This window comes from Pseudomonas sp. IT-P395, from assembly GCF_949767675.1.
Classification (GTDB): Bacteria; Pseudomonadota; Gammaproteobacteria; order Pseudomonadales; family Pseudomonadaceae; genus Aquipseudomonas.
This window is the reverse complement of the sequence record NZ_CATKPW010000005.1, coordinates 104,461-127,618: the sequence shown is the minus strand read 5'-3', so window position 1 is coordinate 127,618 and position 23,158 is coordinate 104,461. Positions and strand designations below refer to the sequence as shown.

The 23,158-nt window shown below is 58.2% G+C and carries 22 protein-coding genes and 2 pseudogenes; 8 read left to right on the top strand and 16 right to left on the bottom strand.

Going from position 1 to position 23,158, the window contains the following annotated elements:
• Positions 1–123: 123 nt before the first annotated feature.
• Positions 124–1,548, top strand: a complete 1,425-nt coding sequence (locus ACM6IN_RS04920; RefSeq protein ID WP_414915515.1) for an MFS transporter — start codon at positions 124–126, stop codon at positions 1,546–1,548.
• 155 nt (positions 1,549–1,703) lie between these two features.
• Positions 1,704–2,249 carry a hypothetical protein gene (locus ACM6IN_RS04915; RefSeq protein WP_007917816.1) on the top strand — a complete coding sequence of 182 codons (546 nt, stop codon included), beginning with the start codon at positions 1,704–1,706 and terminating at the stop codon, positions 2,247–2,249.
• Between the two features lie 139 nt (positions 2,250–2,388).
• On the opposite strand, the pseudogene ACM6IN_RS04910 reads toward ACM6IN_RS04915, so the two are convergent.
• The 6 genes and pseudogenes from ACM6IN_RS04910 to ACM6IN_RS04885 form a co-directional block, all read right to left on the bottom strand.
• A pseudogene (locus ACM6IN_RS04910) lies at positions 2,389–2,817 on the bottom strand (methyl-accepting chemotaxis protein); the annotation flags it as partial.
• A gap of 114 nt (positions 2,818–2,931) precedes the next feature.
• A pseudogene (locus ACM6IN_RS04905) lies at positions 2,932–3,708 on the bottom strand (PAS domain-containing protein); the annotation flags it as partial.
• A gap of 582 nt (positions 3,709–4,290) precedes the next feature.
• The gene (locus tag ACM6IN_RS04900; RefSeq protein ID WP_007917822.1) at positions 4,291–5,304 is read right to left on the bottom strand and encodes an ABC transporter substrate-binding protein; all 1,014 of its coding nucleotides are present in this window, start codon (positions 5,302–5,304) and stop codon (positions 4,291–4,293) included.
• Positions 5,301–5,828: a sigma-70 family RNA polymerase sigma factor gene (locus ACM6IN_RS04895; RefSeq protein WP_095112251.1), complete on the bottom strand. Its 528-nt coding sequence runs from the start codon at positions 5,826–5,828 to the stop codon at positions 5,301–5,303. Before ACM6IN_RS04895 ends, ACM6IN_RS04900 begins: the two co-directional genes overlap by 4 nt.
• A gap of 196 nt (positions 5,829–6,024) precedes the next feature.
• Positions 6,025–6,816, bottom strand: a complete 792-nt coding sequence (locus tag ACM6IN_RS04890; RefSeq protein ID WP_414915514.1) for a phosphate/phosphite/phosphonate ABC transporter substrate-binding protein — start codon at positions 6,814–6,816, stop codon at positions 6,025–6,027.
• Between the two features lie 140 nt (positions 6,817–6,956).
• The gene (locus ACM6IN_RS04885; RefSeq protein ID WP_123376439.1) at positions 6,957–7,898 is read right to left on the bottom strand and encodes a fatty acid desaturase; all 942 of its coding nucleotides are present in this window, start codon (positions 7,896–7,898) and stop codon (positions 6,957–6,959) included.
• Positions 7,899–8,223: 325 nt separating this feature from the next.
• Here ACM6IN_RS04885 and ACM6IN_RS04880 point away from each other — a divergent pair, with 325 nt between their 5' ends.
• A complete protein-coding gene (locus ACM6IN_RS04880) occupies positions 8,224–8,640 on the top strand; it encodes a GNAT family N-acetyltransferase (protein ID WP_414915513.1) in 417 nt (138 codons plus the stop codon).
• A gap of 124 nt (positions 8,641–8,764) precedes the next feature.
• Here the strand turns inward: ACM6IN_RS04880 and def are convergent, their stop codons facing one another.
• The 3 genes from def to ACM6IN_RS04865 form a co-directional block, all read right to left on the bottom strand.
• Positions 8,765–9,304 carry a peptide deformylase gene (gene def / locus ACM6IN_RS04875; protein ID WP_414915512.1) on the bottom strand — a complete coding sequence of 180 codons (540 nt, stop codon included), beginning with the start codon at positions 9,302–9,304 and terminating at the stop codon, positions 8,765–8,767.
• A gap of 2 nt (positions 9,305–9,306) precedes the next feature.
• Positions 9,307–10,257, bottom strand: coding sequence for a YihY/virulence factor BrkB family protein (locus ACM6IN_RS04870; RefSeq protein WP_007917840.1), 951 nt, complete (start codon positions 10,255–10,257; stop codon positions 9,307–9,309).
• A 164-nt stretch (positions 10,258–10,421) separates the two neighbouring features.
• Positions 10,422–10,613: a CsbD family protein gene (locus ACM6IN_RS04865; RefSeq protein WP_007917841.1), complete on the bottom strand. Its 192-nt coding sequence runs from the start codon at positions 10,611–10,613 to the stop codon at positions 10,422–10,424.
• Positions 10,614–10,810: 197 nt separating this feature from the next.
• Here ACM6IN_RS04865 and ACM6IN_RS04860 point away from each other — a divergent pair, with 197 nt between their 5' ends.
• Positions 10,811–11,188, top strand: coding sequence for a hypothetical protein (locus ACM6IN_RS04860; protein WP_007917843.1), 378 nt, complete (start codon positions 10,811–10,813; stop codon positions 11,186–11,188).
• A gap of 251 nt (positions 11,189–11,439) precedes the next feature.
• On the opposite strand, the gene fadD1 is transcribed toward ACM6IN_RS04860, so the two are convergent.
• Positions 11,440–13,137 carry a long-chain-fatty-acid--CoA ligase FadD1 gene (fadD1, locus tag ACM6IN_RS04855; protein ID WP_007917844.1) on the bottom strand — a complete coding sequence of 566 codons (1,698 nt, stop codon included), beginning with the start codon at positions 13,135–13,137 and terminating at the stop codon, positions 11,440–11,442.
• Positions 13,138–13,483: 346 nt separating this feature from the next.
• Positions 13,484–15,172: a long-chain-fatty-acid--CoA ligase FadD2 gene (gene fadD2 / locus ACM6IN_RS04850; protein ID WP_095112256.1), complete on the bottom strand. Its 1,689-nt coding sequence runs from the start codon at positions 15,170–15,172 to the stop codon at positions 13,484–13,486.
• A gap of 200 nt (positions 15,173–15,372) precedes the next feature.
• On the opposite strand from fadD2, the gene ACM6IN_RS04845 reads away from it, so the two are divergent.
• Together ACM6IN_RS04845 and ACM6IN_RS04840 are read left to right on the top strand one after the other, a co-directional pair.
• Positions 15,373–16,317: a lysophospholipase gene (locus ACM6IN_RS04845; RefSeq protein ID WP_414893481.1), complete on the top strand. Its 945-nt coding sequence runs from the start codon at positions 15,373–15,375 to the stop codon at positions 16,315–16,317.
• A gap of 42 nt (positions 16,318–16,359) precedes the next feature.
• The gene (locus tag ACM6IN_RS04840) at positions 16,360–16,830 is read left to right on the top strand and encodes a MaoC family dehydratase (RefSeq protein ID WP_003227420.1); all 471 of its coding nucleotides are present in this window, start codon (positions 16,360–16,362) and stop codon (positions 16,828–16,830) included.
• Between the two features lie 378 nt (positions 16,831–17,208).
• Here the strand turns inward: ACM6IN_RS04840 and ACM6IN_RS04835 are convergent, their stop codons facing one another.
• The gene (locus ACM6IN_RS04835; RefSeq protein ID WP_007917852.1) at positions 17,209–17,676 is read right to left on the bottom strand and encodes a ferritin-like domain-containing protein; all 468 of its coding nucleotides are present in this window, start codon (positions 17,674–17,676) and stop codon (positions 17,209–17,211) included.
• Positions 17,677–17,880: 204 nt separating this feature from the next.
• On the opposite strand from ACM6IN_RS04835, the gene ACM6IN_RS04830 reads away from it, so the two are divergent.
• A complete protein-coding gene (locus ACM6IN_RS04830) occupies positions 17,881–18,117 on the top strand; it encodes a DUF3820 family protein (protein WP_003227425.1) in 237 nt (78 codons plus the stop codon).
• 29 nt (positions 18,118–18,146) lie between these two features.
• Positions 18,147–19,328, top strand: a complete 1,182-nt coding sequence (locus tag ACM6IN_RS04825; protein WP_414915511.1) for an aminotransferase class V-fold PLP-dependent enzyme — start codon at positions 18,147–18,149, stop codon at positions 19,326–19,328.
• Here ACM6IN_RS04825 and ACM6IN_RS04820 read toward each other — a convergent pair.
• The 4 genes from ACM6IN_RS04820 to zwf all read right to left on the bottom strand — a co-directional run bounded on the left by ACM6IN_RS04820 (position 19,325) and on the right by zwf (position 23,033).
• The gene (locus ACM6IN_RS04820) at positions 19,325–19,903 is read right to left on the bottom strand and encodes a hypothetical protein (protein ID WP_095112261.1); all 579 of its coding nucleotides are present in this window, start codon (positions 19,901–19,903) and stop codon (positions 19,325–19,327) included. The genes ACM6IN_RS04825 and ACM6IN_RS04820 overlap by 4 nt on opposite strands.
• Before the next feature lie 280 nt (positions 19,904–20,183).
• Positions 20,184–20,849, bottom strand: a complete 666-nt coding sequence (locus ACM6IN_RS04815) for a bifunctional 4-hydroxy-2-oxoglutarate aldolase/2-dehydro-3-deoxy-phosphogluconate aldolase (protein ID WP_016773539.1) — start codon at positions 20,847–20,849, stop codon at positions 20,184–20,186.
• A gap of 17 nt (positions 20,850–20,866) precedes the next feature.
• Positions 20,867–21,580: a 6-phosphogluconolactonase gene (gene pgl, locus ACM6IN_RS04810; RefSeq protein WP_414915510.1), complete on the bottom strand. Its 714-nt coding sequence runs from the start codon at positions 21,578–21,580 to the stop codon at positions 20,867–20,869.
• Positions 21,567–23,033 (bottom strand): glucose-6-phosphate dehydrogenase, encoded by a 1,467-nt coding sequence (gene zwf / locus ACM6IN_RS04805; RefSeq protein WP_007917863.1) that lies wholly within the window; start codon positions 23,031–23,033, stop codon positions 21,567–21,569. The genes pgl and zwf overlap by 14 nt, the downstream gene beginning before the upstream one ends.
• Between the last annotated feature and the right edge of the window lie 125 nt (positions 23,034–23,158).

Below are 23,158 nucleotides of genomic sequence, written 5' to 3'. Positions count from 1 at the left end.
CGTTAATTCGTAAACAGATATTGCGAGGAATCAGCGGTTTACCCGGTTAAACCGCCGATAATCACAATCCGTTAACTCCGATAGCAGGCTAAGCTTTTCCATCAATAAAAAATGGATCAGCCCATGACTGCACACGCCCCCGCCGCCGCGCAAAGCGACGGCATCGACCCGATCCGCGCCGCTCAGGTGTCCGCCCGCATCGATCGCCTCCCGGCGGTCGCGACGATTTGGCGCTTGGTGGCGCTGCTGTCAATCGGTGGTTTCTTCGAACTCTACGATCTGTTTCAGACCGCCTACATCAGCCCCGGTCTGATCCGCGATGGCATCTTCGCCACCGGTAATCAGGGCGTGTTCGGCTTCTCCGATCAGGCGGCGTTCGCCTCGGCGACGTTCCTCGGTCTGTTCCTCGGCGCCAGCCTGCTCAGCCCTTTGGCTGATCGTTTTGGTCGTCGCGCGATCTTCACCTTCGCGCTGGTCTGGTACACGGTGGCGACGGTGTTGATGGGCATTCAGAGCTCGGCGCTGGGCATCATTTGCATGCGCTTTCTGGTTGGCATCGGTTTGGGTATCGAGCTGGTGACCATCGACGCTTACCTCTCGGAACTGGTGCCCAAACGCATGCGCAGTTCGGCATTTGCTTTTGCGTTTTTCGTGCAGTTTCTGTCGGTGCCCGCGGTGGCGTTGATGTCATGGTGGCTGGTGCCGCAGGCGCCATTCGGCGTGTCCGGCTGGCGGTGGGTGGTGTTGGCGAGCGCGGTGTTTGCGCTGTTTATCTGGTGGCTGCGCAAGCGTCTGCCGGAATCGCCGCGCTGGCTCGCGCAACATGGCCGCTTTGATGAAGCCAAGCGGATTCTCGATGGCATCGAAGCACGATGCGAGAAGGATCACGGTAAACCGCTGGATACGCCGGAAACCGTTCCGGTCGACGTCGAAGGCAAGGGTCGCTTCGCCGACATCTGGCAGCCGCCGTATCGCCGCCGCGCGTTGATGCTGATTGTCTTCCACATCTTCCAGGCCATTGGGTTCTTCGGTTTCGGCAACTGGCTGCCGGCGCTGCTGTCCGGTCAGGGTGTCAGTGTCACCCACAGTTTGATGTATGCGTTCATCATCACCCTCGCCTACCCGCTCGGGCCGCTGCTGTTCGTGAAGGTCGCCAATCGTTTCGAAAACAAATGGCAGATCGTCGGCTCGGCCCTCGGCGCGATGACCTTTGGCACCCTGTTCGCCCTGCAGACCAGCGCGTTCGGGCTGATCTTCTGCGGGGTGATGATCACCTTCTGCAATGCCTGGTTGAGCTTCAGTTATCACTCGTACCAGAGCGAACTGTTCCCCACCAACATCCGCGCCCGCGCTGTGGGTTTCTGCTATTCGTTCAGTCGTTTGTCGACGGTGTTCAGCAGTCTGTTGATCGGCCTGTTTCTCGACAACTTCGGTACGCCGGGGGTATTGGCATTCATCGTCAGCAGCATGCTGATCGTGATGGTAACCATCGGCTGGTTCGGCCCGCGTACACGCAATCTGGCGCTGGAGAACATTGCCCATCGCTGAGGGTGGCAACGGTCATCCTCTGCCGCTTATCGGCAAGGGATGACCGCCACGCACACCTGGCCAATGGTCAACTTGTTGAAATAAAAGGACTTACTTAGAAGGCACGGTAATTGCTCCGATACGCCAGTCAGCAATTACCTTCAGGTCCACACATCATGTTGATCAGTGCCAAACAACAGCAAATCATTCATCTGCCCAAAGCGCTGAATGACGATGCGACGTCCACTGCTGCCGCCGGTCTGCAGGGTGGTCTGCACGGCGCCATGCTGCAAACCCTGCAAAACCAGACCCAGGCACAAACCGCCGAAGCCACCGCCAAGGTGCAGGACTCGGCCACGCAGATTGCCACTCAGCAAGTCAGCGAAGCCACGCGCATCAGCGACAACGTCGACGAAGCGTTCGCCAAGACCCGCGTCAACCTGCAAGCCACCGATGCCACCACAACCTCGGCAAAGTCCGCCACCGACGAGTTCAAGGATTACATGAGCAAGACGCCGGAACAGCGTCTGCGCGACAGTATCCTGCAGTCGATGGGGCTGACCGAAGACGACATCAAAGCCATGCCGCCGGAGAAACAACTGGCCATCGGCAAAGAGATCGCCGAGCGCTTGCAGGACAAGATGAAGTTGGCGCAGGCGGAGAAAGACAACGATGTGAAGGACAGCGACAAGCAGGCGGGCAAGTTTCTCGCTGCGCTCTGAGACCACGGATTCCAGGCTACCGCACGGTATCCCTGTAGGAGCTGCCGAAGGCTGCGATCTTTTGATCTTGCTTCCAACAACGAATCAAAAGATCGCAGCCTCGTTCCACTCGACAGCTCCTACAGGCCACTTTGTGGAATCAGTTCAATTGCAGGGTTTCATTGAACTGACTGATCGCATCCACCACATGCCGCGAGCCCTGCTGAATTTCCAGAATCACCTCCCCCGCCTCATTCGCCAGCTCAACCCCTAGCCCGGTGCGGCTGAGACTTGATTGCATGCTCGACACCGCACTCAGCGACAGGTCATGGTTTTTGCGCACTACCTCGACAATCTCCAGCGTCGCCTGACTGGTGCGCGCCGCGAGGCTACGCACCTCATCCGCCACTACCGCAAATCCGCGCCCATGCTCCCCGGCCCGCGCCGCTTCAATTGCCGCGTTGAGCGCCAGCAAGTTGGTCTGATCGGCAATGCCGCGAATGGTCTGAACGATGGTGCCGATGATGTCCGACTGTTTGCTCACTGCATCGATGCTGGCGGCGGCTTCGTTGAGATCGTGGGAAATGTCCTGAATGATCTGCACGGTTTGCTGTACGACCTGTGAGCCTTTTTGCGCGCAGGCGTCGTTTTGTACCGAGGTGCTGTGGGCCGATTCGGCGGCGTTCTGCAGCGTGGTCATCTGATGGGTGATGTCGCTGGCGAACTTGACCACTTTGTACAAGCGGCCCTTGGCGTCGAACAACGGGTTGTAAGACGCTTCGAGATAAACCATGTGCCCGGATTTGTTCTTGCGCTCGAAACGGTGCGAGTGATATTCGCCACGGTTGAGCGAGGCCCAGAATGCCTTGTACTGCGCAGACTCGGCTTCGGCACGATGGCAGAACAGGCTGTGGTGATGACCGACGATTTCGTTGAGCGAGTACTGCATGGTCTTGAGGAAGTTGTCATTGGCGGCAATGACATTGCCTTCCGGGGTGAACTCGATCACCGCCATGGAACGGCTGATCGCCGCCAGCATGCTTTCTTCTTCGTGCTCTTTATTCACCCGAGCGGTGATGTCGGCAGCCACTTTGATCACGCTGTGGACTTGCTTGTCCGGGCCATACACCGGCATGTAACTGGCTTCGAGCCAGACTTCCCTGCCGGCCTTGTTCAAGCGCAGGAAAGTGCCGCTGATCGGCTCACCGCGAGCCAGGTCACGCCATAATTTGGCGTACTCCTCGCTGCGATAGAAAGTCTCTTCACAAAACACCCGATGATGTTTGCCACGCACTTCATCGGCGCTGTAGCCCATGGTCTTGCAGAAGTTTTCATTGGCATCCAGAACGATGCCGTCAGGGCTGAACTCGATCATTGCCATCGAGCGGCTGATCGCCGCCAACTTGGCGTTGGCCTCGGTCAGGGCGCAGCTGAAGCGCTCGATTTCCTGCAGGTCAGCCTTGTGATGTAGGTTGAACATGGTTGTATCACCTTCCGCGCGGACTTTTGATTTGATGAAAGTTCAGTTCTTTCACGATCCACCACTACGTTCCACAGAACAGGCACACGCATTCCTCCACGGGAGGAAGTTGTCAGGTGATAAATGATGATCAATCGGAGCGTCCATGCAGCGACGCTCTAATCAAGACATCCTTCTCTTGATAGCCCGCACGCGGGCCAGCCCTAACGCGTTGAAGAACTTCCATGTAAGCGACGCTCCTTGTTGGTTCAGTGTCGGTGCCTTGGGTTGCGCACTCTGGCAGCATGAATTCACGGACTAACGCTGTGCGTCCGGCAAGTTTTGACATGACGGTCGACATAGTTAGTTACGGGAAGCATAGCCAGTGCAAAGACCTGCGCAAGGCCACTAGTCGGCCAGTATCTGGCACTTTTTGCACAAGAAACGGTTCAGCGCGGGGAGAATTGCTGGCGGGGCAGACGCTTTCGCTGGCAAGCCAGCTCCCACAGGATTCTGCGCTTCTGCAAATCAGCGCAATTTCTGTGGGAGCTGGCTTGCCAGCGATGAGGCCATTACAAACACTACAAAAACGACAGAAACGACTTACAGACTTCCAGTCACCTTGGTCGCCACCTCTGCAGGCACCCAAGGCTTCCAGACCTGCGGCTGATCACGCAAAAACGCCTGCGCTACCACCCTCGGCTGCAAACGTTTTTCACTCATCCCGGCCAGGGTCTGATTCAACAGATCGATCGGCAAATCAACCTTTTCAAAAAACGTCACCAACTCCGGATACTGCGCCTTGAACGGCGCCGATACGCCAATCGCCAGGCTCGCCGGCATTGAGCGGGTGCCCTTGGGGTTGGGATTGTTGGCATCGGCCAGGGTCTTCCAGGCCTCGGCATCGAATGGCGGTTCCTCCAGTTTGACCAGTTTGAATCGGCCAAGCAGCGGCGTCGGTGACCAGTAGTAGAACAACACCGGTTTGCCCCGTTTGATCGACGATGCCACCTCGGCATCCAGCGCCGCGCCGGAACCGGTGCGGAAGTTGACGAAGCTGTCATTTAGCGCATAAGCCTTGAGCTTCTGGCTGTTGACGATCTCCGAGGTCCAGCCGGTCGGGCTGTTGAGGAAGCGCCCACGCGACGGATCTTCCGGGTCGCGGAACACGTCTTTGTAGCGCGGCAGATCCGCCACCGACTTCAACTCCGGCGCCAACGCTTTGATCCCGCGCTCAGGGTCGCCCTTGATCACATACTCAGGTACCCACCAGCCTTCGGTGGCGCCTTTGACCGTATCGCCCAAACCGAACACCTTGCCTTCGGCGGCCGCCTTGACCCACGCCGGACTACGCCCGGCCCATTCTTCGCCAATCACCTGGATATCGTTTTTCGCCAATGCGGCCTCAAGGCTGACCGTACTGCCGGGCAACGTGTCGGTCGGGTAGCCATAGCCTTTTTCAACGATCAGGCGCAGCACTTCGGTGATGAAACTGCCGCTCTCCCAGGTGATGTCGCCGAAGTGGATCGGCGTGGTTTTTTCCGTAGCCGAAACAGCACCAACGCTGAGGCTCAGAGCCAGCAACGACGTGCCGAGCAGGGTTTTGATCGATCTCATGCGGACCTCTTGTCTTGCAGGAATTGGTTGGCGCTGTGGCGATCGCACAACGCTTGGGAACGGTTCATGTAAACGCTGACCGAGCGCTGGGAGATACCCAGTTCGGTGGCGATTTGCGGGTAGGTCAGGCCGTCGATGCGGGCGAGCAGAAACGTCGCGCGGACTTTGCCGGGCAAGCGCTGCAAGCTGTGGTCGAGTCGAGTGAGCGTTTGCGATTGCTGGACGAATTCTTCAGGCGAGGCGGCGTAATCAATGTCGATTGACTGGCGATGACGACGCTCCAGATCAGCACGTCGCCAGCGCTGATACAGCAGACGCTGGGCGATGGTCGTCAGCAAGGCGCGAGGTTCACGAATGGCCGTCAGTGCCGGGGCCTCGAGCAATTGGGCGAAGGTTTCGGCGGCAATGTCTTCGCTGCCGGCCGCGTCATGCAGATGACGGTGCAGATAAGCACAGAGCCAGCGATAGTGGGCGCGAAACAGGCCGTCCACGGTGTGACGATGGGAAAGGTCGGCGCCGGACATAGGGGCTCCTTGATGAGGGGTCGCTGAATGTCCGGTGTTCCGGTGGCGCGATCGTAGCAAGGCGCCTTATTCTTTAATAATATTTAAATTTCATTTTTATATTCTATTCGAGAATATAAAAACTAAAGATCGCAGCCTTTGGCAGCTCCTACAGGTGTACGCATTCGATGTAGGAGCTGCCGAAGGCTGCGATCTTTTAGCGTAAGTGGCTATAGCCCCATTCTTCAGCCTCACGTTGATAGTCGAGCAAGATCTGATAATCGCTTTCGCTGGCAGCAAGCACCTCAGGCAACCCCAAGGTCTGCGCGACCTCGGGCAGTTCGCGCAAAGTCAGATTCATCATCCGCCGCAACGTCTCAACCTGCTCGTCCGTGGCGCTGGCGACGGTAATGAACGGCAGGGTCGGGCTCAGGGCGCTGCGCGCAATCACCCGCAAGGCGCTGACCTCTTGCGGCGCATGCTGCGCCAGGTAGGCGTAGGTAACGCTGTCGATGGCAGCCAGATCAGCGCGGTTTTCGCGCAGCCAGCGCAGGCTCTCGCGATGGCCGCCGCTGATGCCGACCGAGGCGAAGAACTGCCCGTTTTGCTGCAACGACGCCAGACGCTGACGCAGCAGGTTCATGCCACTGTTGGAATCTTCGCTGTTTATTACCCCTCGACTGTTTTGAAAGTCCGCTAGCGTTTTGCGTGAGTCATCAGCGCGGCTGAGGATCAGGCTGCAATGGTAGCCGGCGCTGGCGTCGGGGAGTTCGTAGCGAGGACGTCCGACGATGCGCACTTGTCCGCGCAAAGCGGTCATCAGCGGATAGCCGCAGGTTTGCGTGAGCAGCAGATCGGGTGATAACCAGAGTTCGGGCAACGACAGGCCTTCAGCGCTCAGGCGAGTGTGGCCAAGCAGCTCAAGGATGCGCGCAATCCAGCGCTCATTCGCCACGCGGATTGACTCGGGGGCGATGTACATCAGGAGTTCGGTGTGGTGTTGAGCCATACACATATTTTCCGAGTTACAAATAGCCAATGGGGGAGCGAGCCTGCTCGCGAAAGCGGTGCATCAGTGACATCTTCGGCGCCTGACACACCGCTATCGCGAGCAGGCTCACTCCTACAGGGTTTTGTGGTGTTCTTGGGTTAGTGGTAAGGATGCTCGGGGCTGTCGATTGGCTTCAAAACATGGCGTCGCCAGAACTCGCCATACCCGCGCACGAGAAACCCGCCACTGCGCGCGATCCATTGCTCGCGATGCATCCGGTAAACCTTGGGCAAGTCGTACCACGCAAGCTTGGGCAAGTCGTGATGCACCAGATGAAAATTCAGATTCAGAAATAACCAGCGCCACGGCCAAGCCGCTTCGTTCAACACCGTGCGCTGTTCGGGTTGTGCGTGGGGACGGTGTTCATAGTAGGAGCGGATCATCGCGATCGACAACGCCGGCACGCTGATCAGCAGCAGGTAATGCCAGACCGGCAGCACGCTGACACGGGCGACAAACCACAGCATCAATAATGTAAACGCACCATGAGTCAACCACATCAACCAGGCTTGGCGCTCGCCGTTTTTCAGCTGCTGCAACTGTTCTTTGGCCAACGCTAGCAGCGCTAGCGGGGCGCCAATCAGGAAGCGTCCGAGCACGGTTTTGTTCAACCAATGCAAGCTGCGCTCGAACAGCGAACTGCGCTGCCAGCCAACGCGGGTCAGATAGCGGCTTTCCGGATCGACGCCGGGCACAGTCAGATCCTCATCGCGGTGATGCAACAAATGGCTGTCGCGATACAGCGTGTACGGATACCACACGGCAAACGGCGCGTAGCCAAGGATCTTGTTGAAGCGCACCCAGCGCGTCGGATGCCCGTGCAGCAACTCGTGCTGCAACGACAGCCACAGCACCAGCAACGGGATCAGCAACAGCGTGCTCAAGCCACGACCGAGCCAGTGACTATTGAGAACAATGGCAAACCAGGCGCCATAGACGCCGATCAGCAACAGCCAGGTCGGCCATTCGGTGCGGGCGGTAAAGCGTTGGCGCAGGGTTTCGATCTGCTGACGATGGGCGGCGTCGAAGTAATGGGGCATGGCATTGCTCGGAACGGGATTCTTGCCCTTCTGTGCAACGACGATGCGCAATCTTGCAGATTATTTTCGGGTTCAGGCAGGAGCCCGAGAACCGGGCTCCGGAAAGGCGTGATCAGTGACCGAAGATGTCGACCTTTTTGGCTTTCTTCTCTGCGCGTTTTTCAATCGCGGTCTTGGCCGGTTTCTTCTTCGCGGCTTTCTTTGAATCCATACCTTTGGACATGATGCGTACTCCACTCACAGGGGATGTAGGCTCAGGTATACACCTATCCTGTTGCGTGCGTTCTTTTATAATCGCCGCTTTCAACGCCGACAGTCCGATCCCATGCCCGACACCCAATACAGCCTGCTCGACGAGTCGTTATGGCCGTTGATGAACAAGTTTTACCGCAGCCATCAATCGTCGATGAAAGCTGTTCGCGATGCGCAGCTGTGGGTCGCGCGACGGGGAGAAATTGTTGCCGCGCTGTGCTTGCGGCCGGTCGCGGGCGGGCACTGGTTGACCGGGCTTTTTGTTGATCCGGGATGTCGTGAGCAGAGGATTGCCGCACAGTTGATCGCGGCGGCGGTGCAGAATGTGAGCGAGCCGGTGTGGCTGTTCTGCCATCCGGATCTGCGTGAGTTTTATGAGCGGCGCGGGTTCACCTTCGACCCGGCGCTGCCCCAGGCGATGGCGGAGCGCTTGAGCCGGTATGCGCGGAGCAAGCCGATGATTGCGATGGAGCTGAGACCGTCAATCTGATGCAAAACCCTGTAGGAGTGAGCCTGCTCGCGATAGCGGTATGTCAGTGACATTTTCGGTGACTGACATACCGCTATCGCGAGCAGGCTCACTCCTACACGGGGATTGTGGTGTTCTCGGGGGATTAGTCGTCTGCTGCGGGATCGAGGTCCGGGAACATCACTTCGGTAAAACCGAACTTAGTGAAGTCGGTGATCCGCGACGGGTACAACCGACCGATCAGGTGATCGCATTCGTGCTGCACAACCCGTGCGTGGAAGCCCGACGCAGTGCGCACAATCGGCTCGCCCTTCGGATCAAACCCTTCATAGCGAATCTGCTGATAACGATCCACCGCACCGCGCAACCCCGGTACCGACAGACAGCCTTCAAAGCCCTCTTCCGTCAGCGGACTCAACGGTGTGATCAGTGGATTGATCAGGATCGTCTGCGGCACCGCTTCAGCGTCCGGGTAACGTTCGCTGTGTTCGAAACCAAAGATCACCAGTTGCAGATCGACACCGATCTGCGGCGCAGCCAGGCCGACACCACCGACGCTTTCCATGGTCTGGAACATGTCGTCGATCAGTTGCCACAGCTCAGGGCTGTCGAACATCTCGGCCGGCACGGGTGGGGCGATACGCAGCAGGCGCTCGTCGCCCATTTTCAGAATTTCACGAATCATGATCAGACTTCGTCAGTGTCCGGCTTGAGCGAATGATCGCGGCCCAGGCCCGAGACGTGTTGTTTGGGATGTTCATCGAGTTCGCCGGGGACTTTCTCACCCGCATCCTTGCCCTCGCTGGACATGTGCTCGATCACCGCATTCATCTCGGCGCCAAGCAACAGCACCGCGGCGGAAATGTAGAAATACAGCAACAGCACGATGATCGCCCCGATGCTGCCATACATCGCGTTGTAGTTGGCGAAGGTTTTCACGTAGAACGCGAACCCCAACGAGGCGATGATCCACACCACCACGGCCAGCACCGAACCGGGGGTGATGAAGCGGAACTCCTGTTTGACGTCGGGCATGACGTAGTAGATCAGTGCCACGGCGACCATCATCAGAATCACGATCACCGGCCAGCGCGCAATCGTCCACACGGTGACGATGAAGTCTTCCAGACCCACCTGCGCGGCGATCCAGCCCATCACTTGCGGCCCGAGCACCATCAGCGCGGCGGCCACCAGCAGCATGCCGGCAATGCCGACGGTGTAGACAATCGACAGCGGGAAACGCTTCCAGATCGGCCGGCCCTCGACCACGTCGTACGCGGCGTTCATCGCGCTCATCATCAAGCGCACGCCCGCGGAAGCGGTGTACAGGGCGATAACGATACCGACTGAAAGCAAGCCACCCTTGGACTGCTGCAACTGGTCGATCACCGGGTTGACCTGCTCCAGCGCCTGTGGCGGCAGGACCAGTTCCGATTGCAGGCGCAGCCAGGAGAAGAAGTCCGGCAGGTGCAGGAAACCGATCAGGGCAATCAGAAACAGAATGAACGGGAACAGCGAGAACAGCATCTGGTAGGCCAGTGCCGAGGCGTAGGTCGACATCTCGTCGTCGACGAATTCAGTGACCGTGCGCACCATCACCCGGTGCAGGGGCAGACCTTTCATGTCCGGAAAAATCATTCGCGTCTCCTTTCGCCGCAATACAGGTTGAAGTCGTGGCGACTCAGGGGCCGTTTTTTACATCAAGGTAGCCTGTTTGGCGAACCTTGCCGGGTCTCTGCAGAATTTCGACACAAAAACGGCCATCCTTGGATGGCCGTTCTTGTCTTTCGTTCAAGGCTGAATTACGCCTTGTCGACGCCTTTTTTGACCGCGTCCTTGGCTTTGCCGACCGCTTGCTGGGCCTCACCTTTTTTCTCTTGAATCTTGCCTTCGGCCTGCAGCTTGCTGTTGTCGGTGGCTTTACCGACGCCTTGCTTAACGTTGCCGACCGCTTCGTTGGCCATGCCTTTTACTTTATCGCCTGTGCTACTCATGGTGTTTCTCCTTGGTGCAATTAGGGGGAAAAGTCAGTACGTAATGATTGACTGGCCGGGTTTGCGCCAAGTTTCATTTATTTTCAGGGGTTCATTTCGTCGTGGCGTGCAGGTTGGGCTTTATGTTTGCGTGCGTAGCCCCGAGAATGCGCAACATATGGGCGCCAAGCGCCAGGAACTGATCCCGCAGGAATGTTATGAAACTCGATAAAACGCAGGCCATCGCCCGACGCAACAAGGAACTGGGCGGTGCCGTGCTCGGCACCAACAACTGCCATTTCGCCGAACTGAACCGTAACCGCAACATCTGGTGGTTCGACCTGCCAGTGTCGCGTTTGGCCATCGGTCAGTACGAGTGGATTCACTTGCTGATGCACACGCCGGCCACTGACGAACTGCTGCACCTGAAAGTGCCGACGGTGTTCCTGCGCGAAAAGCTTGAAGGGCTGGTGATTCGCAACGAAGGCAAGCGTAAAGCGGCATTGAGCCTGGAATTGAGTGCGGACAAGGATTCGTATCTGCAGGACATGCGTCCGGCGGGGACTAACGTGAATTTTGCGCCGTTCCGTCAGTAGGATTTGTGCTGTCCCCTTTTCCCCTCACCCTAGCCCTCTCCCAAGGGAGAGGGAACTGACCTAGGTGTCTGGACTAGGTACACCGACCTGAAATATCGAGTCGAACTCAGATTCTGAAAAGCCCCCGATCAGCTCCCTTCCCCCTCGCCCCCCCTGGGGGAGAGGGTTGGGGTGAGGGGGTAGATTTACCGAGCACTGCAAATCTACAGCCTGCCCCAACAAAAAGCCCCGCATCTGCGGGGCTTCGTGTTTTAGGCGGCGGACTTGGCCTTGATCTTCTTCAGCTCTTCATCACGCAACTCGCGGCGCAGGATCTTGCCGACGTTGGTGGTCGGCAGCGCATCGCGGAATTCCACCGAACGCGGCACCTTGTAGCCGGTGACGTTGGCACGCATGTGCTCCATCACCGTTTCCTTGGTCAGCGTGACGCCCGGCTTGGCAACGATGAAGATCTTGATCGCCTCGCCCGACTTCTCGTCCGGCACGCCGATGGCCGCGCACTGCAACACGCCCGGCAGGGTCGCCAGCACGTCTTCCAGTTCGTTCGGGTAGACGTTGAAACCGGAGACCAGAATCATGTCTTTCTTGCGATCGACGATGCGCATGTAGCCGTCCGGCTGGATCAGCGCGATGTCACCGGTCTTCAACCAGCCTTCGCTGTCGAGCATTTCATCGGTGGCTTCCTGACGCTGCCAGTAACCCTTCATCACTTGCGGGCCTTTGACGCACAGCTCGCCGATTTCACCCAACGGCTGCTCGACACCGGCATCGTCGATGACTTTGCACAGTGTCGATGGCACCGGAATACCGATGGTGCCGATCTGGATGTTCTGGATCGGGTTGACCGTGGCCACCGGACTGGTTTCGGTCATGCCGTAACCTTCACAGATAGCGCAACCGGTCACCGCTTTCCAGCGCTCGGCAGCAGCCAGTTGCAGGGCCATGCCGCCGGACAAGGTGACTTTCAGCGCAGAGAAATCCAGCTTGCGGAAACCTTCGTTGTTGCACAGCGCCACGAACAGCGTGTTGAGACCGACGAAACCGCTGAACTTCCACTTCGACAGTTCCTTGACCATCGCCGGCAGGTCGCGCGGGTTGCTGATCAGGATGTTGTGGTTGCCGATCAGCATCATCGCCATGCAATGAAAGGTGAACGCATAGATGTGGTACAGCGGCAGCGGCGTGATCAGGATTTCGCAACCTTCATTGAGGTTGGAGCCCATCAGCGCTTTGCACTGCAGCATGTTGGCGACAAGGTTGCGATGGGTCAGCATCGCGCCTTTGGCCACGCCAGTAGTGCCGCCAGTGTATTGCAGCACCGCAACGTCGCCGCTGTGCGGATTGGCTTCGGCCACCGGCTGGCCCTGGCCCTTGCTCAGCACGTCGTTGAACTTGACGGCTTTGGGCAGGTGATAGGCCGGCACCATTTTTTTCACGTACTTGATGACGCTGTTGATCAGCAGACGCTTGATCGGCGGCAACAGGTCGGCGACTTCAGTGACGATAACGTGTTTGACGCCGGTTTTCGGCACCACGGCTTCGGCCAGGTGCGCCATGTTCGCCAGGCACACCAGCGCCTTGGCGCCGGAGTCATTGAATTGGTGTTCCATTTCCCGCGCGGTGTACAGCGGGTTGGTGTTGACCACGATCAGCCCGGCGCGGATCGCACCGAAGACGGCCACCGGGTACTGCAGAACGTTGGGCAGTTGCACGGCGATTCGATCGCCGGGCTGCAAATCGGTATGCTGTTGCAGATACGCGGCAAACGCACCGGACAATTCGTACAATTCACCGTAGGTGATTGTCTTGCCCAGGTTGCTGAAAGCCGGTTTGTTGGCGAAGCGTTGGCAGGATTGCTTCAACACTGCCTGAATGTTCGGATACTCGTCCGGATTGATGTCGGCAGCAATTCCAGCCGGGTATTTATCCTTCCAAAAGTCTTCGATCATGGAAGCCCACTCCTCAGCAACGCGAATTCTTCACCGCATTTGATGCGATTATTATTGGTGTGTGTTTGGTATTGGTGAATCTGGCTTTTATATAGGCCGAGAAGTCACAAAGCGCGCCGAGAGTAGCAGCTTTGCCAAGGGTCGACTAGAGCCAAAAGCGGCCCCTACAGTCATTATCATGACTCAAGACTATCTAGCAGTCATTTTAGAGCAAAAATCCTAGAACAACCTTAAAGCCCCGGTTTTCGGGGACTTAAAGCAAAAGATCGCAGCCTTCGGCAGCTCCTACAGGAAATGTATTCCAAGGTAGGAGCTGCCGCAGGCTGCGATCTTTTTGCTTCTGGTCTTAAGCGATATCGCGCAACTCGCGCCGCAGAATTTTCCCGACAGGCGTCATCGGCAATGACTCACGCAACACAATGTGTTTCGGCACTTTGTAAGCGGTGAAATTCTCTTTGCAGTAGGCTTTGAGCTCTTCAAGACTGACCCCCGTTTCCCGCGCCACCACAAACAACTTCACCGCCTCGCCCGAGCGCTCGTCCGGCACGCCGATCACTGCGCAATTGGCGACTTTCGGATGCGCCATCACCACGTCTTCGATTTCATTGGGGTACACGTTGAAACCGGAGACGATGATCATGTCCTTCTTGCGATCGACGATTCGCACAAAACCGTCCGGATCGATCACCGCAATGTCACCGGACTTGAACCAGCCCTCGGCATCCAGCACTTCGGCGGTGGCTTCCGGTTTGTGCCAGTAGCCCTTCATGATCTGCGGGCCCTTGATGCACAACTCGCCGCGCTCGCCCATCGGCTGTTCGACACCGTCATCGTTGATGACTTTCAGCAACGTGCCCGGCACCGGCAAACCGACCGTGCCCAGACGCGATTGATCGCCGTACGGGTTGGTACAGGCCACCGGTGAAGTTTCGGTGAGGCCGTAACCTTCGGTGATGCGGCAACCGGTTATTTGCTCCCAGCGCTCGGCGGTGGCCTTGACCAGCGCGGTGCCGCCGGAGTTGGTGAGCTTCAGACTGGAGAAATCGAGGGTCTTGAAATCCGCGTGATCCATCAGCGCCACGAACAAGGTGTTCAAGCCCAGCAGCGCCGAGAAGCGCCAGTTCTTCAACTCCTTGATGAAGCCGGCAATGTCGCGCGGGTTGGTGATCAGCACGTTGTGGTTGCCGGAAACCATCATGCACATGCAGTTCGCCGTGAACGCATAGATGTGATACAGCGGCAGCGGCGCAATCATCACTTCCTGGCCTTCGCGCAGCAGCGGCTGGCCGTCCGGGCCGAGTTGCGCGAGACAGGCGCGCACTTGCTGCATGTTCGCCACCAGATTGCCGTGAGTGAGCATCGCGCCTTTGGCCAGGCCGGTGGTGCCGCCGGTGTATTGCAGCACGGCGATGTCGTCGAGACCGACCTTAAGCGGCTTGACCCCAAGGCCACGGCCCATGCGCAGTGCACTTTTGAAGGAGATCGCCTGCGGCAGCGAATACGCCGGGACCATTTTCTTCACTTTACTGACCACGGTGTTGACCAGCCAACCCTTGGCAGTGGGCATCAGGTCGCCCATCTTCGCTTCGATCAGGTATTGAATGTCGGTGTCGGGCAGCACTTCCTGGACTTTCTGGCCGAACATGTTCAGGTACACCAGTGCTCGTGCGCCGGAATCCTTGAACTGATGGCGCATCTCCCGCGCGGTGTACAGCGGGTTGGTGTTGACCACGATCAGCCCGGCACGCAGTGCACCGAACACGGCAATCGGGTAATGCAGGACGTTGGGCATCTGCACCGCAATGCGATCGCCCGGAACCAGATCGGTATGCGCCTGCAGGTAACCGGCGAAGGCGGCGCTCTGACGCTCGAGTTCAGCGTAGGTCAGGGTGATGCCCATGTTGCTGAACGCCGGGCGATCAGCGAACTTCTTGCAGGAACGCTCGAACACCTCGATCACCGACTTGAACTCTCCCATGTCGATGTCCAGCGGTACGCCGGCCGGGCGTTTGTCGTTCCAGAAATCAGGTTGCATTGTTCTTGTCCTCTTTACCTGAGCTGATCCGGGGCCGCTTTCTGTCATTTCTGAAAAAGCGGAGCTTCACGGACACTAGCAGTTATGGCCATTGAGGCAAATATGGGCAAAGCCGTCATTGATCGTGTGAATCTTCCTGCCGTGGCGTGGGCTGATCAGACGCGCTATACAATGATCCGACTCTGAGCAAAGGAATCGCCATGATCCACGACACCCTATGGCTGGACGCGAGTGACCGCAGCCGCCTGTTCGTCAATCAATGGCTGCCGGCGGCGCCGTTGAAAGCAGTGATCCTGCTGGCCCATGGCATGGCGGAACACAGCGGCCGCTACGCACGACTGGCCGACACGTTTTGCGACAAAGGATATGGCGTGTATGCGCCGGATTTACGCGGACATGGCAAAACCGCCAATCACGGTACCCTCGGCCACTTCGCCGATGACGATGGCTGGTGCAAAGTGCTCGGCGATCTGGCCAGCCTCAATCAGCACATCGGCCAGCAGCACCCCGGCGTGCCGATCATCCTGCTGGGCCACAGCATGGGCAGTTACATCGCCCAAGGTTATTTGCTGCATCACAGCGCCAGTCTGCACGGAGCGATTCTCAGTGGTTCCAACTTTCAGCCCGTTGCGCTGTACCGCGCTGCGCGGCAGATCGCCCGCCTGGAAAAACTCCGTCAGGGTGGCAAGGGCCGCAGTGCGCTGATCGAATGGCTGTCGTTCGGCTCATTCAATAACCAATTCAAACCGGTGCGCACACGCTTCGACTGGCTCAGCCGCGATCCGGCGGAGGTCGACTTGTACGCCAACGACCCGCTGTGTGGCTTTCGCTGCACCAATCAACTGTGGATCGACCTGCTCGGCGGCTTGCAGCAGATCAGCAAAGCGTCCAATCTCGCGCAGATCGATCCGGGCCTGCCGCTGCTGGTAATCGGCGGCGAATGTGATCCGGTGAGTGAAGGCAAGCGTCTGACAGATCTGGCCAATGCCTTGCGCACGGCCGGCAGCCAGCACCTGCAACTGAAGATCTACCCGCAGGCGCGGCACGAATTGTTCAACGAAACCAATCGCGACGAAGTGATCGCTGATGTGCTGGCCTGGATCGATCAGGCCCTGAGCCATCCGCGCCCTCAGCGCAGCGAATAATTTTTTGTGGATTCACTGAATCCGTCACAGGAATCGAGACCGATGACCCAGGTTACCAACATCCCTTACGAAGCCCTCGAAGTCGGCCAGACCGCCAGCTACAGCAAGACCGTCGAAGAACGCGATATTCAACTGTTCGCCGCCATGTCCGGCGACCACAACCCGGTGCACCTTGACGCCGAATTTGCCGCCGCGAGCATGTTCAAGGAGCGTATCGCTCACGGTATGTTCAGTGGCGCGCTGATCAGTGCCGCCGTTGCCTGCGAGCTGCCTGGGCCGGGGACTATTTATATCGGTCAACAGATGAGCTTTCAGAAGCCGGTGAAGATCGGTGACACGCTGACCGTGCGTCTGGAAATTCTCGAGAAGCTGCCGAAGTTTCGTGTGCGCATTGCCACTCGTGTGTTCAACCAGCGCGATGAGTTGGTAGTGGATGGTGAGGCGGAGATTCTGGCGCCGCGTAAGCAGCAGACCGTAACACTGCCAACGCTGCCGGCGATTAGTATTGGCTGATTGATTGGTGGTGTGTCAGTGAGCGCTTTTCCCCCTCACCCCAGCCCTCTCCCCCTGGGGGGCGAGGGGGAAAGGGAGCCGATCTCGATGCTTTTCAAAACCTGAGTTCACCTCAGATCGTTCAAGTCGGTGTATCTCCCACATTCACCCCAATCAGTCCCTTCTCCCCCAAGGGGCGAGGGGGAAAGGGAGCCGATCTCCGTGGTTTTCAGATCTTGAGTTCGACTGGATATTTCAGGTCGGCGTACCTCGACAGAACACCTGGATCAGTCCCCTCTCCCTCCGGGAGAGGGCTAGGGTGAGGGGCCCTTGCTTTGGCTTTCCCCCAGACATAAAAAAACGCCAGACTAGCTGGCGTTTTTTATAACCGAAAAGCGCTTACGAACGAGCACGAGCCTGGTTACGCAGGGCTTTCACCTGGTCGTGGTTGCGTTGTACGCCGTGGTATTGGCGTTCAACCAGATCACGAATACCCACCAGGTTGTGCTTGGTGATTTTCTCGAGGGCTTCTTTGTAGGCCTTCAGTGCGTGGTCTTCACCGCGCTCGGCTTCGTTCAGCACAGCTTCTTCGTCCTTGCCGGTGAACATGGCTTTGACGTCGACCCAACGACGGTGCAGGTCACCGCTGACGCTGGTGGAAGTTTCCGGATCGCCGCCCAGCTTGCGAACTTCGGCCTGCAGTTCTGCTGCAGCGGTTGCGCAATCGGCAGAGCGGGTGACAAACAGGGTTTTCAGTTCTGGATGTTTGATGTCTTCGGCGCAAGTCTTGAACCCTTCCTGACCGTCCTTGCAGGTTTCAATCAGGTCATTGAGTACAGAGATGGCTTCTTTATTCATGTCGGTCATTTTTCAATTCCTTGCGATTGGTTGAAGATGCAAGGGATATTGCAGTGTGCGTGCCAGCTTTTTATTTATAAAATTCCTTTAATTATCAATTAGTTAAAGATAAGTGAACTATCTGTATCACGGTTATTTGCATGATCTGTCATTTGGCCTGCATGCAGAATGCCTGTATTTTCCAAGCTGATTTGAAGCCAGACGAAATCCCTGATGAATCCCGAAAAACTCGAACTGCTGATCACCCGCGAAATGCCCTTCGGCAAGTACAAGGGCCGAATCATTGCCGACCTCCCGGGGCCGTACCTGAACTGGTTTGCCCGTGAAGGTTTCCCTCACGGCGAACTCGGCGGCCTGCTCGCGCTGATGCAGGAGATCGACCATAACGGCCTCTCGGACTTGCTCGAACCGCTGCGCGCCAAACACGGCAAACCTGCCCCGCGCCATTGAAGCGCCCTCCTCTCTAGAGTCAGCCGACCATGCCCGATAACACCCGCCGTGCCCGTGACGAAGCCTTCTGGCAAACGTTCGCCGACCGTTACGACGTTCAACCCGGTCCCGTGAACCTGGAAAACGGTTACTTCGGGCGCATGTCGCGCACAGTAATCGAGGAATACCAGCGCAATATCGAGCTGATCAACACCAGCAATTCGGTGTACGTGCGCCAGCGTTTCGAGCAGCACGACAACCTCGATATCCGTGCGCAACTGGCCGAGCTGATCGGTGTGCGCGCGCAGAGCGTAGCCTTCACCCGTAACGCCACCGAAGGCCTGCAGTCGCTGATCCGCAACTACAACCGCTTGCAACCGGGCGATCAGGTGCTGATCAGTGATCTGGAATACGACACGGTCAAAGGCGCCATGCGCTGGCTGGCCAGACATCGTGGCGCAGAGGTGATCGAGATTGCCCACGCGCACCCAGCGAGTTACGACAGCCTGGTGGAGACTTACCGCGAAGCGTTCAGCGGCCACCCGAAGATCAAGCTGATGGCCCTGACTCACGTCACTCACCGCACCGGCCTGGTCATGCCGGTACAAGCCATCGCCGCGCTCGCCAAAGAGCATGGCGTCGATGTCATCCTCGACGGCGCCCATGCGCTCGGTCAGATCGAGTTCGATCTTGATGCCCTCGGCATCGCTTTCGCCGGATACAACCTGCACAAATGGATCGGCGCACCGCTCACCCTCGGCTTCCTCTATATCGCGCCGCAACGCTTGATCGATATCGATCCGGACATGGATGAAATGCATTACCCGGCCAATGATATCCGTGCGCGCACGTCGTACAGCACGCCCAACATTCCAGCACTGATGACCTTGCCGCTGGTGTTCGAGGAGCACCGCTCCCTCGGCGGTGCACCGGCCAAAGGCGCTCGCGTCAATTATCTGCGCAATCTGTGGGTCAGCGCGGTAAGGCACTTGCCGGGCATCGAAGTCATGACGCCAGACGATCCAAGGCTGTATTGCGGCATCACATCGCTGCGTTTCACCCGGCACGACGATCAACAAGCGATGGCAGAGCGCCTGCTCAATGATTACAACCTGTTCACCGTGGTGCGTAACGGCGCCGCCAGCGGACCGAGCATCCGCATTACACCGGGGCTGACCACCACCGCTGGCGACATGCAGTTGCTGGTCCGCGCGCTGAACGAGCTGCGCTAAAACACCGCGCCCGTGGACTTCTCGTAACCTGCAAGGCCGATCTGCGACGACACCGCAAAGGTGTCGACGCCGATCGTCAGGCTGCCGAAGTAGCCGTCCTCAAGACCTTCCCCGCCAATCGCTCGCAACGACAGCCGCGAGGCGTCATCGCCCACCGCTTCACAGCCACATACACTGGGAAGATGCAGGCGTCCTGCCCAGGCCTCCTGATGTGACTGCGGGTGTTGATCATCACTGGCGATGCACACGGTCATGGCGATGCACGAGGCCCCGCCAGAGTGCTGATCCGGGTAAATACTGGTAAACCGCACGATGCCTTGGCTGTCGGTCGACTGGGCGCCGCACAGGCTGTCGGCGCCGATGTTCTGTTCGATCCGGACCTCGGCGCCAACCACTGGCTCACCGGTCATGGCGTCGACCAGGACCAGACGTAAAATCAGGGGCAGGCCTTCGATGCCGCCACTGATGTTGCGCACCTTGCCTTCGGTTTTGCGCCAATCGAAGCTGCCAGGGATATGAGTGTGCCGTTGCCGAAGAGGCTGATGGGGCAAGTCTGCTGATTGATGGTCGTCCATGAGGCGTTCTCTCTTCCGTAAGATGAACGCAGATTAGCGCCACGCCAACGCGGTTGTGCGGTAACTATGTATCGCGTCGTAACGGTGTCGATGTAGGCGCTGCCGAAGGCTGCGATCTTTTGATGTTGGCGCTCAAGAGCAAGGTCAAAAGATCGCAGCCTCGTTTCACTCGACAGCTCCTACATAGCTTCTACATAGCAATTTTCAGGCAAAAAAAAACGGTGCACCGACCAAGCGCACCGTAAAGCCGTAGAACACACAACGAAGTGTCTGGTAACAATCAGTCCAGCAGCGCCAACGCTTCGGCGGTGCATTCCTGAATGCGCGCCCAGTCGCCGTTCTTGATCCACTCCGGATCAAGCATCCAGCTACCGCCGACGCACATGACGTTTTTCAGCGCCATGTAGCTCTTGATGTTGGCCGGGCCGACGCCGCCAGTCGGGCAGAATTTCACTTCGCCGAACGGGCCGCCGAGGGCCTTGATTGCCGCCACGCCACCGCTGACCTCAGCCGGGAACAGCTTGAAGCGGCGATAACCCAGACCATAACCTTCCATGATGCCGGAGGCGTTGCTGATGCCCGGCAACAGCGGAATCGGGCTGTCGACGCTGGCTTCGAGCAAGTCACGGGTAATGCCCGGGGTGACGATGAATTGCGAACCGGCCGCTTCGGCAGCGGCCAGCATGTTGCGATCCAGTACGGTGCCGGCACCGGTCATCAGTTCCGGGCGCTGTTCGCGCAGAATCTGGATCGCCTTGAGGCCGAACTGCGAACGCAGGGTCACTTCCAGCGCGGTCAGACCACCGGCAGCCAGAGCGTCGGCCAGTGGCAGCACGTCCTGTTCGCGAGCGATGGTGATCACCGGCAGGATCCGCGCCTTGGCGCAGAGGCTGTCGATCAGGGCAACTTTGTCCGCCATGGAAACGGTCGGGGATGGGGTTGTCATAGCGGCTGTTCCTTGGCTCATGGGCACCAGTAAATCTCTAACGTAGATTGCAGAAACGCGCGCACCGGCATGGTGGCGACGTCGTCGGATGCCAGTGCGGCATTCAGGGTGGTCAGTTTCGACTGACCGGAAATCGACAGAATCTTGTGCTTCGCAGAGGCCAGCAGCGCTCGGCTCATGGTCAGACGCTGACGCGGCACGCTCGGCGCCAGCATTGGCCAGCAACGACGCGCGCCATCAGCCTGCAAGGCTTCGGTGAGGTTCGGGCTGTCGGGGAACAGCGACGCGGTGTGGCCGTCATCGCCCATGCCCAGCACCAGCACATCAATCGGCGGCAATTCCGCGAGCAAGCGATCAGCCTGTTCAGCAGCCTGCTCGACGTTGGCCGCCGCGCTATAAAGGCTGAGGAACTGCGCCTTGGCCGCCGGGCCTTTGAGCAAATATTGCTTGAGCAAACCGGCATTGCTGTCGGCGTGTTCAATCGGTACCCAGCGCTCATCGGCGAGGGTCACGACGACCTTCGACCAGTCCAGATCCTGCTTGGCCAGGTGCTGGAAAAACGCTACCGGACTACGACCGCCAGACACCACCAGCACCGCGTTGCCGCGTGCCGCAATGGCCTCGCTCAATTGCTTGGCGACGTTCAGCGCCAGACCTTCGGCCAACAGCACCGGGCTCTTGTATTCGTGAGCGTTCACGCCCGCAGGCAGTTGCACATCAGATATCGCCATACCACGACCTCCCGTCCCGCGTGATCAATGCAATGGAGCTCATCGGCCCCCACGACCCGGCCGCATACGGCTTGGGCGCGTCACCGGATTTTTTCCACCCGGCGATCAGCTGGTCACACCACTTCCACGCGGCTTCAATTTCATCTTTACGGACAAACAGGTTCTGATTGCCGTTCATCACTTCCAGCAACAACCGCTCGTAGGCATCGGGGATCCGCGCGCTACGCCAGGTGTCGGAGAAATTCAGTTGCAGCGGCCCGCTGCGCAGTTGCATGCCTTTGTCCAGGCCCTGCTCTTTGGTCATCACGCGCAAGGAAATGCCTTCGTCCGGTTGCAGGCGGATGATCAGTTTGTTGCTGATCTGCAGGCGTTGTTCCGGCGCAAAAATGTAGTGCGACGGTTCCTTGAAGTGGATGACGATCTGCGACAGCTTTTGCGGCATGCGTTTGCCGGTACGCAGGTAAAACGGCACGCCGGCCCAGCGCCAGTTGCGGATGTCGGCACGCAGAGCGACGAAGGTTTCGGTGTCGCTCTGGGTGTTGGAATTCGGTTCTTCGAGGTAACCCGGTACGGATTTGCCTTCGCTGTGGCCGGCGATGTACTGGCCGCGCACGACCTGCGTGGTCAGGCCTTCCGGACTGATCGGCGCGAGCGCCTTGAGCACTTTGACTTTCTCGTCACGGATACTGTCGGCGGACAGGTCAGCCGGCGGGTCCATGGCGATCAGGCAGAGCAACTGCAACAGGTGATTCTGGATCATGTCGCGCAGTTGGCCGGCCTTGTCGAAGTAGCCCCAGCGGCCTTCGATGCCAACCTTCTCGGCCACGGTGATTTCCACGTGGGAGATGTAATTCTGGTTCCACTGGGTTTCGAACAGGCTGTTGGCGAAGCGCAGGGCGATCAGGTTCTGAACGGTTTCTTTGCCCAGGTAGTGGTCGATGCGGTAGGTGCGGTTTTCCGGGAAGAACTGCGCTACCGCGTCGTTCACCTTGCGCGACGATTCGAGGTCGGAGCCGATCGGTTTTTCCAGCACCACACGGGTATTTTCTGCCAGACCGACTTTCGCCAGGTTCTCGCAGATCGCGCCGTACACCGCCGCCGGCGTGGCGAAGTAGGCAATCATGCGTTGCGTGCTGCCGGCCAGTTCGGCCAGCGCCACATAATCTTCAGATCTGAGGAAGTCGACGTGCAGATAGGTCAGGCGTGCGAGAAAACGCTCGGCGACGGCCTCGTCCAGCTCTTTGCCTACATAACGACGCAGTTCGGCGGCGATGAACGCCATGTGCTGTTGCTCGGAACCTTCTTCACGGGCCAACGCGATGATGCGCGTGTCCTCGTGCAGCAGATCAGCGCCATCGAGGTGATAAAGGGCAGGAAACAGCTTGCGCAGGGCCAGATCGCCAAGCGCGCCGAACAAGGCAAAGGTGCACGGTTCAACCGTAATCGAAGGCATGATGTTTGTTCTTTTATCAAGTTAAGCTACAAATACCTTTTTTCAAGGCATCACTCAAGGGAAAATGTAGTAATAACCACAACATTTTCGCAAAATACAGATTCCGAGTGGTGGTCGGTCGGAGC

Coding starts and splice junctions, on each gene's coding strand:
- ACM6IN_RS04920 (WP_414915515.1), top strand. CDS start 124: ATGACTGCACACGCCCCCGCCGCCGCGCAAAGCGACGGCATCGACCCG.
- ACM6IN_RS04915 (WP_007917816.1), top strand. CDS start 1,704: ATGTTGATCAGTGCCAAACAACAGCAAATCATTCATCTGCCCAAAGCG.
- ACM6IN_RS04900 (WP_007917822.1), bottom strand. CDS start 5,304: ATGAGATCGATCAAAACCCTGCTCGGCACGTCGTTGCTGGCTCTGAGC.
- ACM6IN_RS04895 (WP_095112251.1), bottom strand. CDS start 5,828: ATGTCCGGCGCCGACCTTTCCCATCGTCACACCGTGGACGGCCTGTTT.
- ACM6IN_RS04890 (WP_414915514.1), bottom strand. CDS start 6,816: ATGGCTCAACACCACACCGAACTCCTGATGTACATCGCCCCCGAGTCA.
- ACM6IN_RS04885 (WP_123376439.1), bottom strand. CDS start 7,898: ATGCCCCATTACTTCGACGCCGCCCATCGTCAGCAGATCGAAACCCTG.
- ACM6IN_RS04880 (WP_414915513.1), top strand. CDS start 8,224: ATGCCCGACACCCAATACAGCCTGCTCGACGAGTCGTTATGGCCGTTG.
- def (WP_414915512.1), bottom strand. CDS start 9,304: ATGATTCGTGAAATTCTGAAAATGGGCGACGAGCGCCTGCTGCGTATC.
- ACM6IN_RS04870 (WP_007917840.1), bottom strand. CDS start 10,257: ATGATTTTTCCGGACATGAAAGGTCTGCCCCTGCACCGGGTGATGGTG.
- ACM6IN_RS04865 (WP_007917841.1), bottom strand. CDS start 10,613: ATGAGTAGCACAGGCGATAAAGTAAAAGGCATGGCCAACGAAGCGGTC.
- ACM6IN_RS04860 (WP_007917843.1), top strand. CDS start 10,811: ATGAAACTCGATAAAACGCAGGCCATCGCCCGACGCAACAAGGAACTG.
- fadD1 (WP_007917844.1), bottom strand. CDS start 13,137: ATGATCGAAGACTTTTGGAAGGATAAATACCCGGCTGGAATTGCTGCC.
- fadD2 (WP_095112256.1), bottom strand. CDS start 15,172: ATGCAACCTGATTTCTGGAACGACAAACGCCCGGCCGGCGTACCGCTG.
- ACM6IN_RS04845 (WP_414893481.1), top strand. CDS start 15,373: ATGATCCACGACACCCTATGGCTGGACGCGAGTGACCGCAGCCGCCTG.
- ACM6IN_RS04840 (WP_003227420.1), top strand. CDS start 16,360: ATGACCCAGGTTACCAACATCCCTTACGAAGCCCTCGAAGTCGGCCAG.
- ACM6IN_RS04835 (WP_007917852.1), bottom strand. CDS start 17,676: ATGACCGACATGAATAAAGAAGCCATCTCTGTACTCAATGACCTGATT.
- ACM6IN_RS04830 (WP_003227425.1), top strand. CDS start 17,881: ATGAATCCCGAAAAACTCGAACTGCTGATCACCCGCGAAATGCCCTTC.
- ACM6IN_RS04825 (WP_414915511.1), top strand. CDS start 18,147: ATGCCCGATAACACCCGCCGTGCCCGTGACGAAGCCTTCTGGCAAACG.
- ACM6IN_RS04820 (WP_095112261.1), bottom strand. CDS start 19,903: ATGGACGACCATCAATCAGCAGACTTGCCCCATCAGCCTCTTCGGCAA.
- ACM6IN_RS04815 (WP_016773539.1), bottom strand. CDS start 20,849: ATGACAACCCCATCCCCGACCGTTTCCATGGCGGACAAAGTTGCCCTG.
- pgl (WP_414915510.1), bottom strand. CDS start 21,580: ATGGCGATATCTGATGTGCAACTGCCTGCGGGCGTGAACGCTCACGAA.
- zwf (WP_007917863.1), bottom strand. CDS start 23,033: ATGCCTTCGATTACGGTTGAACCGTGCACCTTTGCCTTGTTCGGCGCG.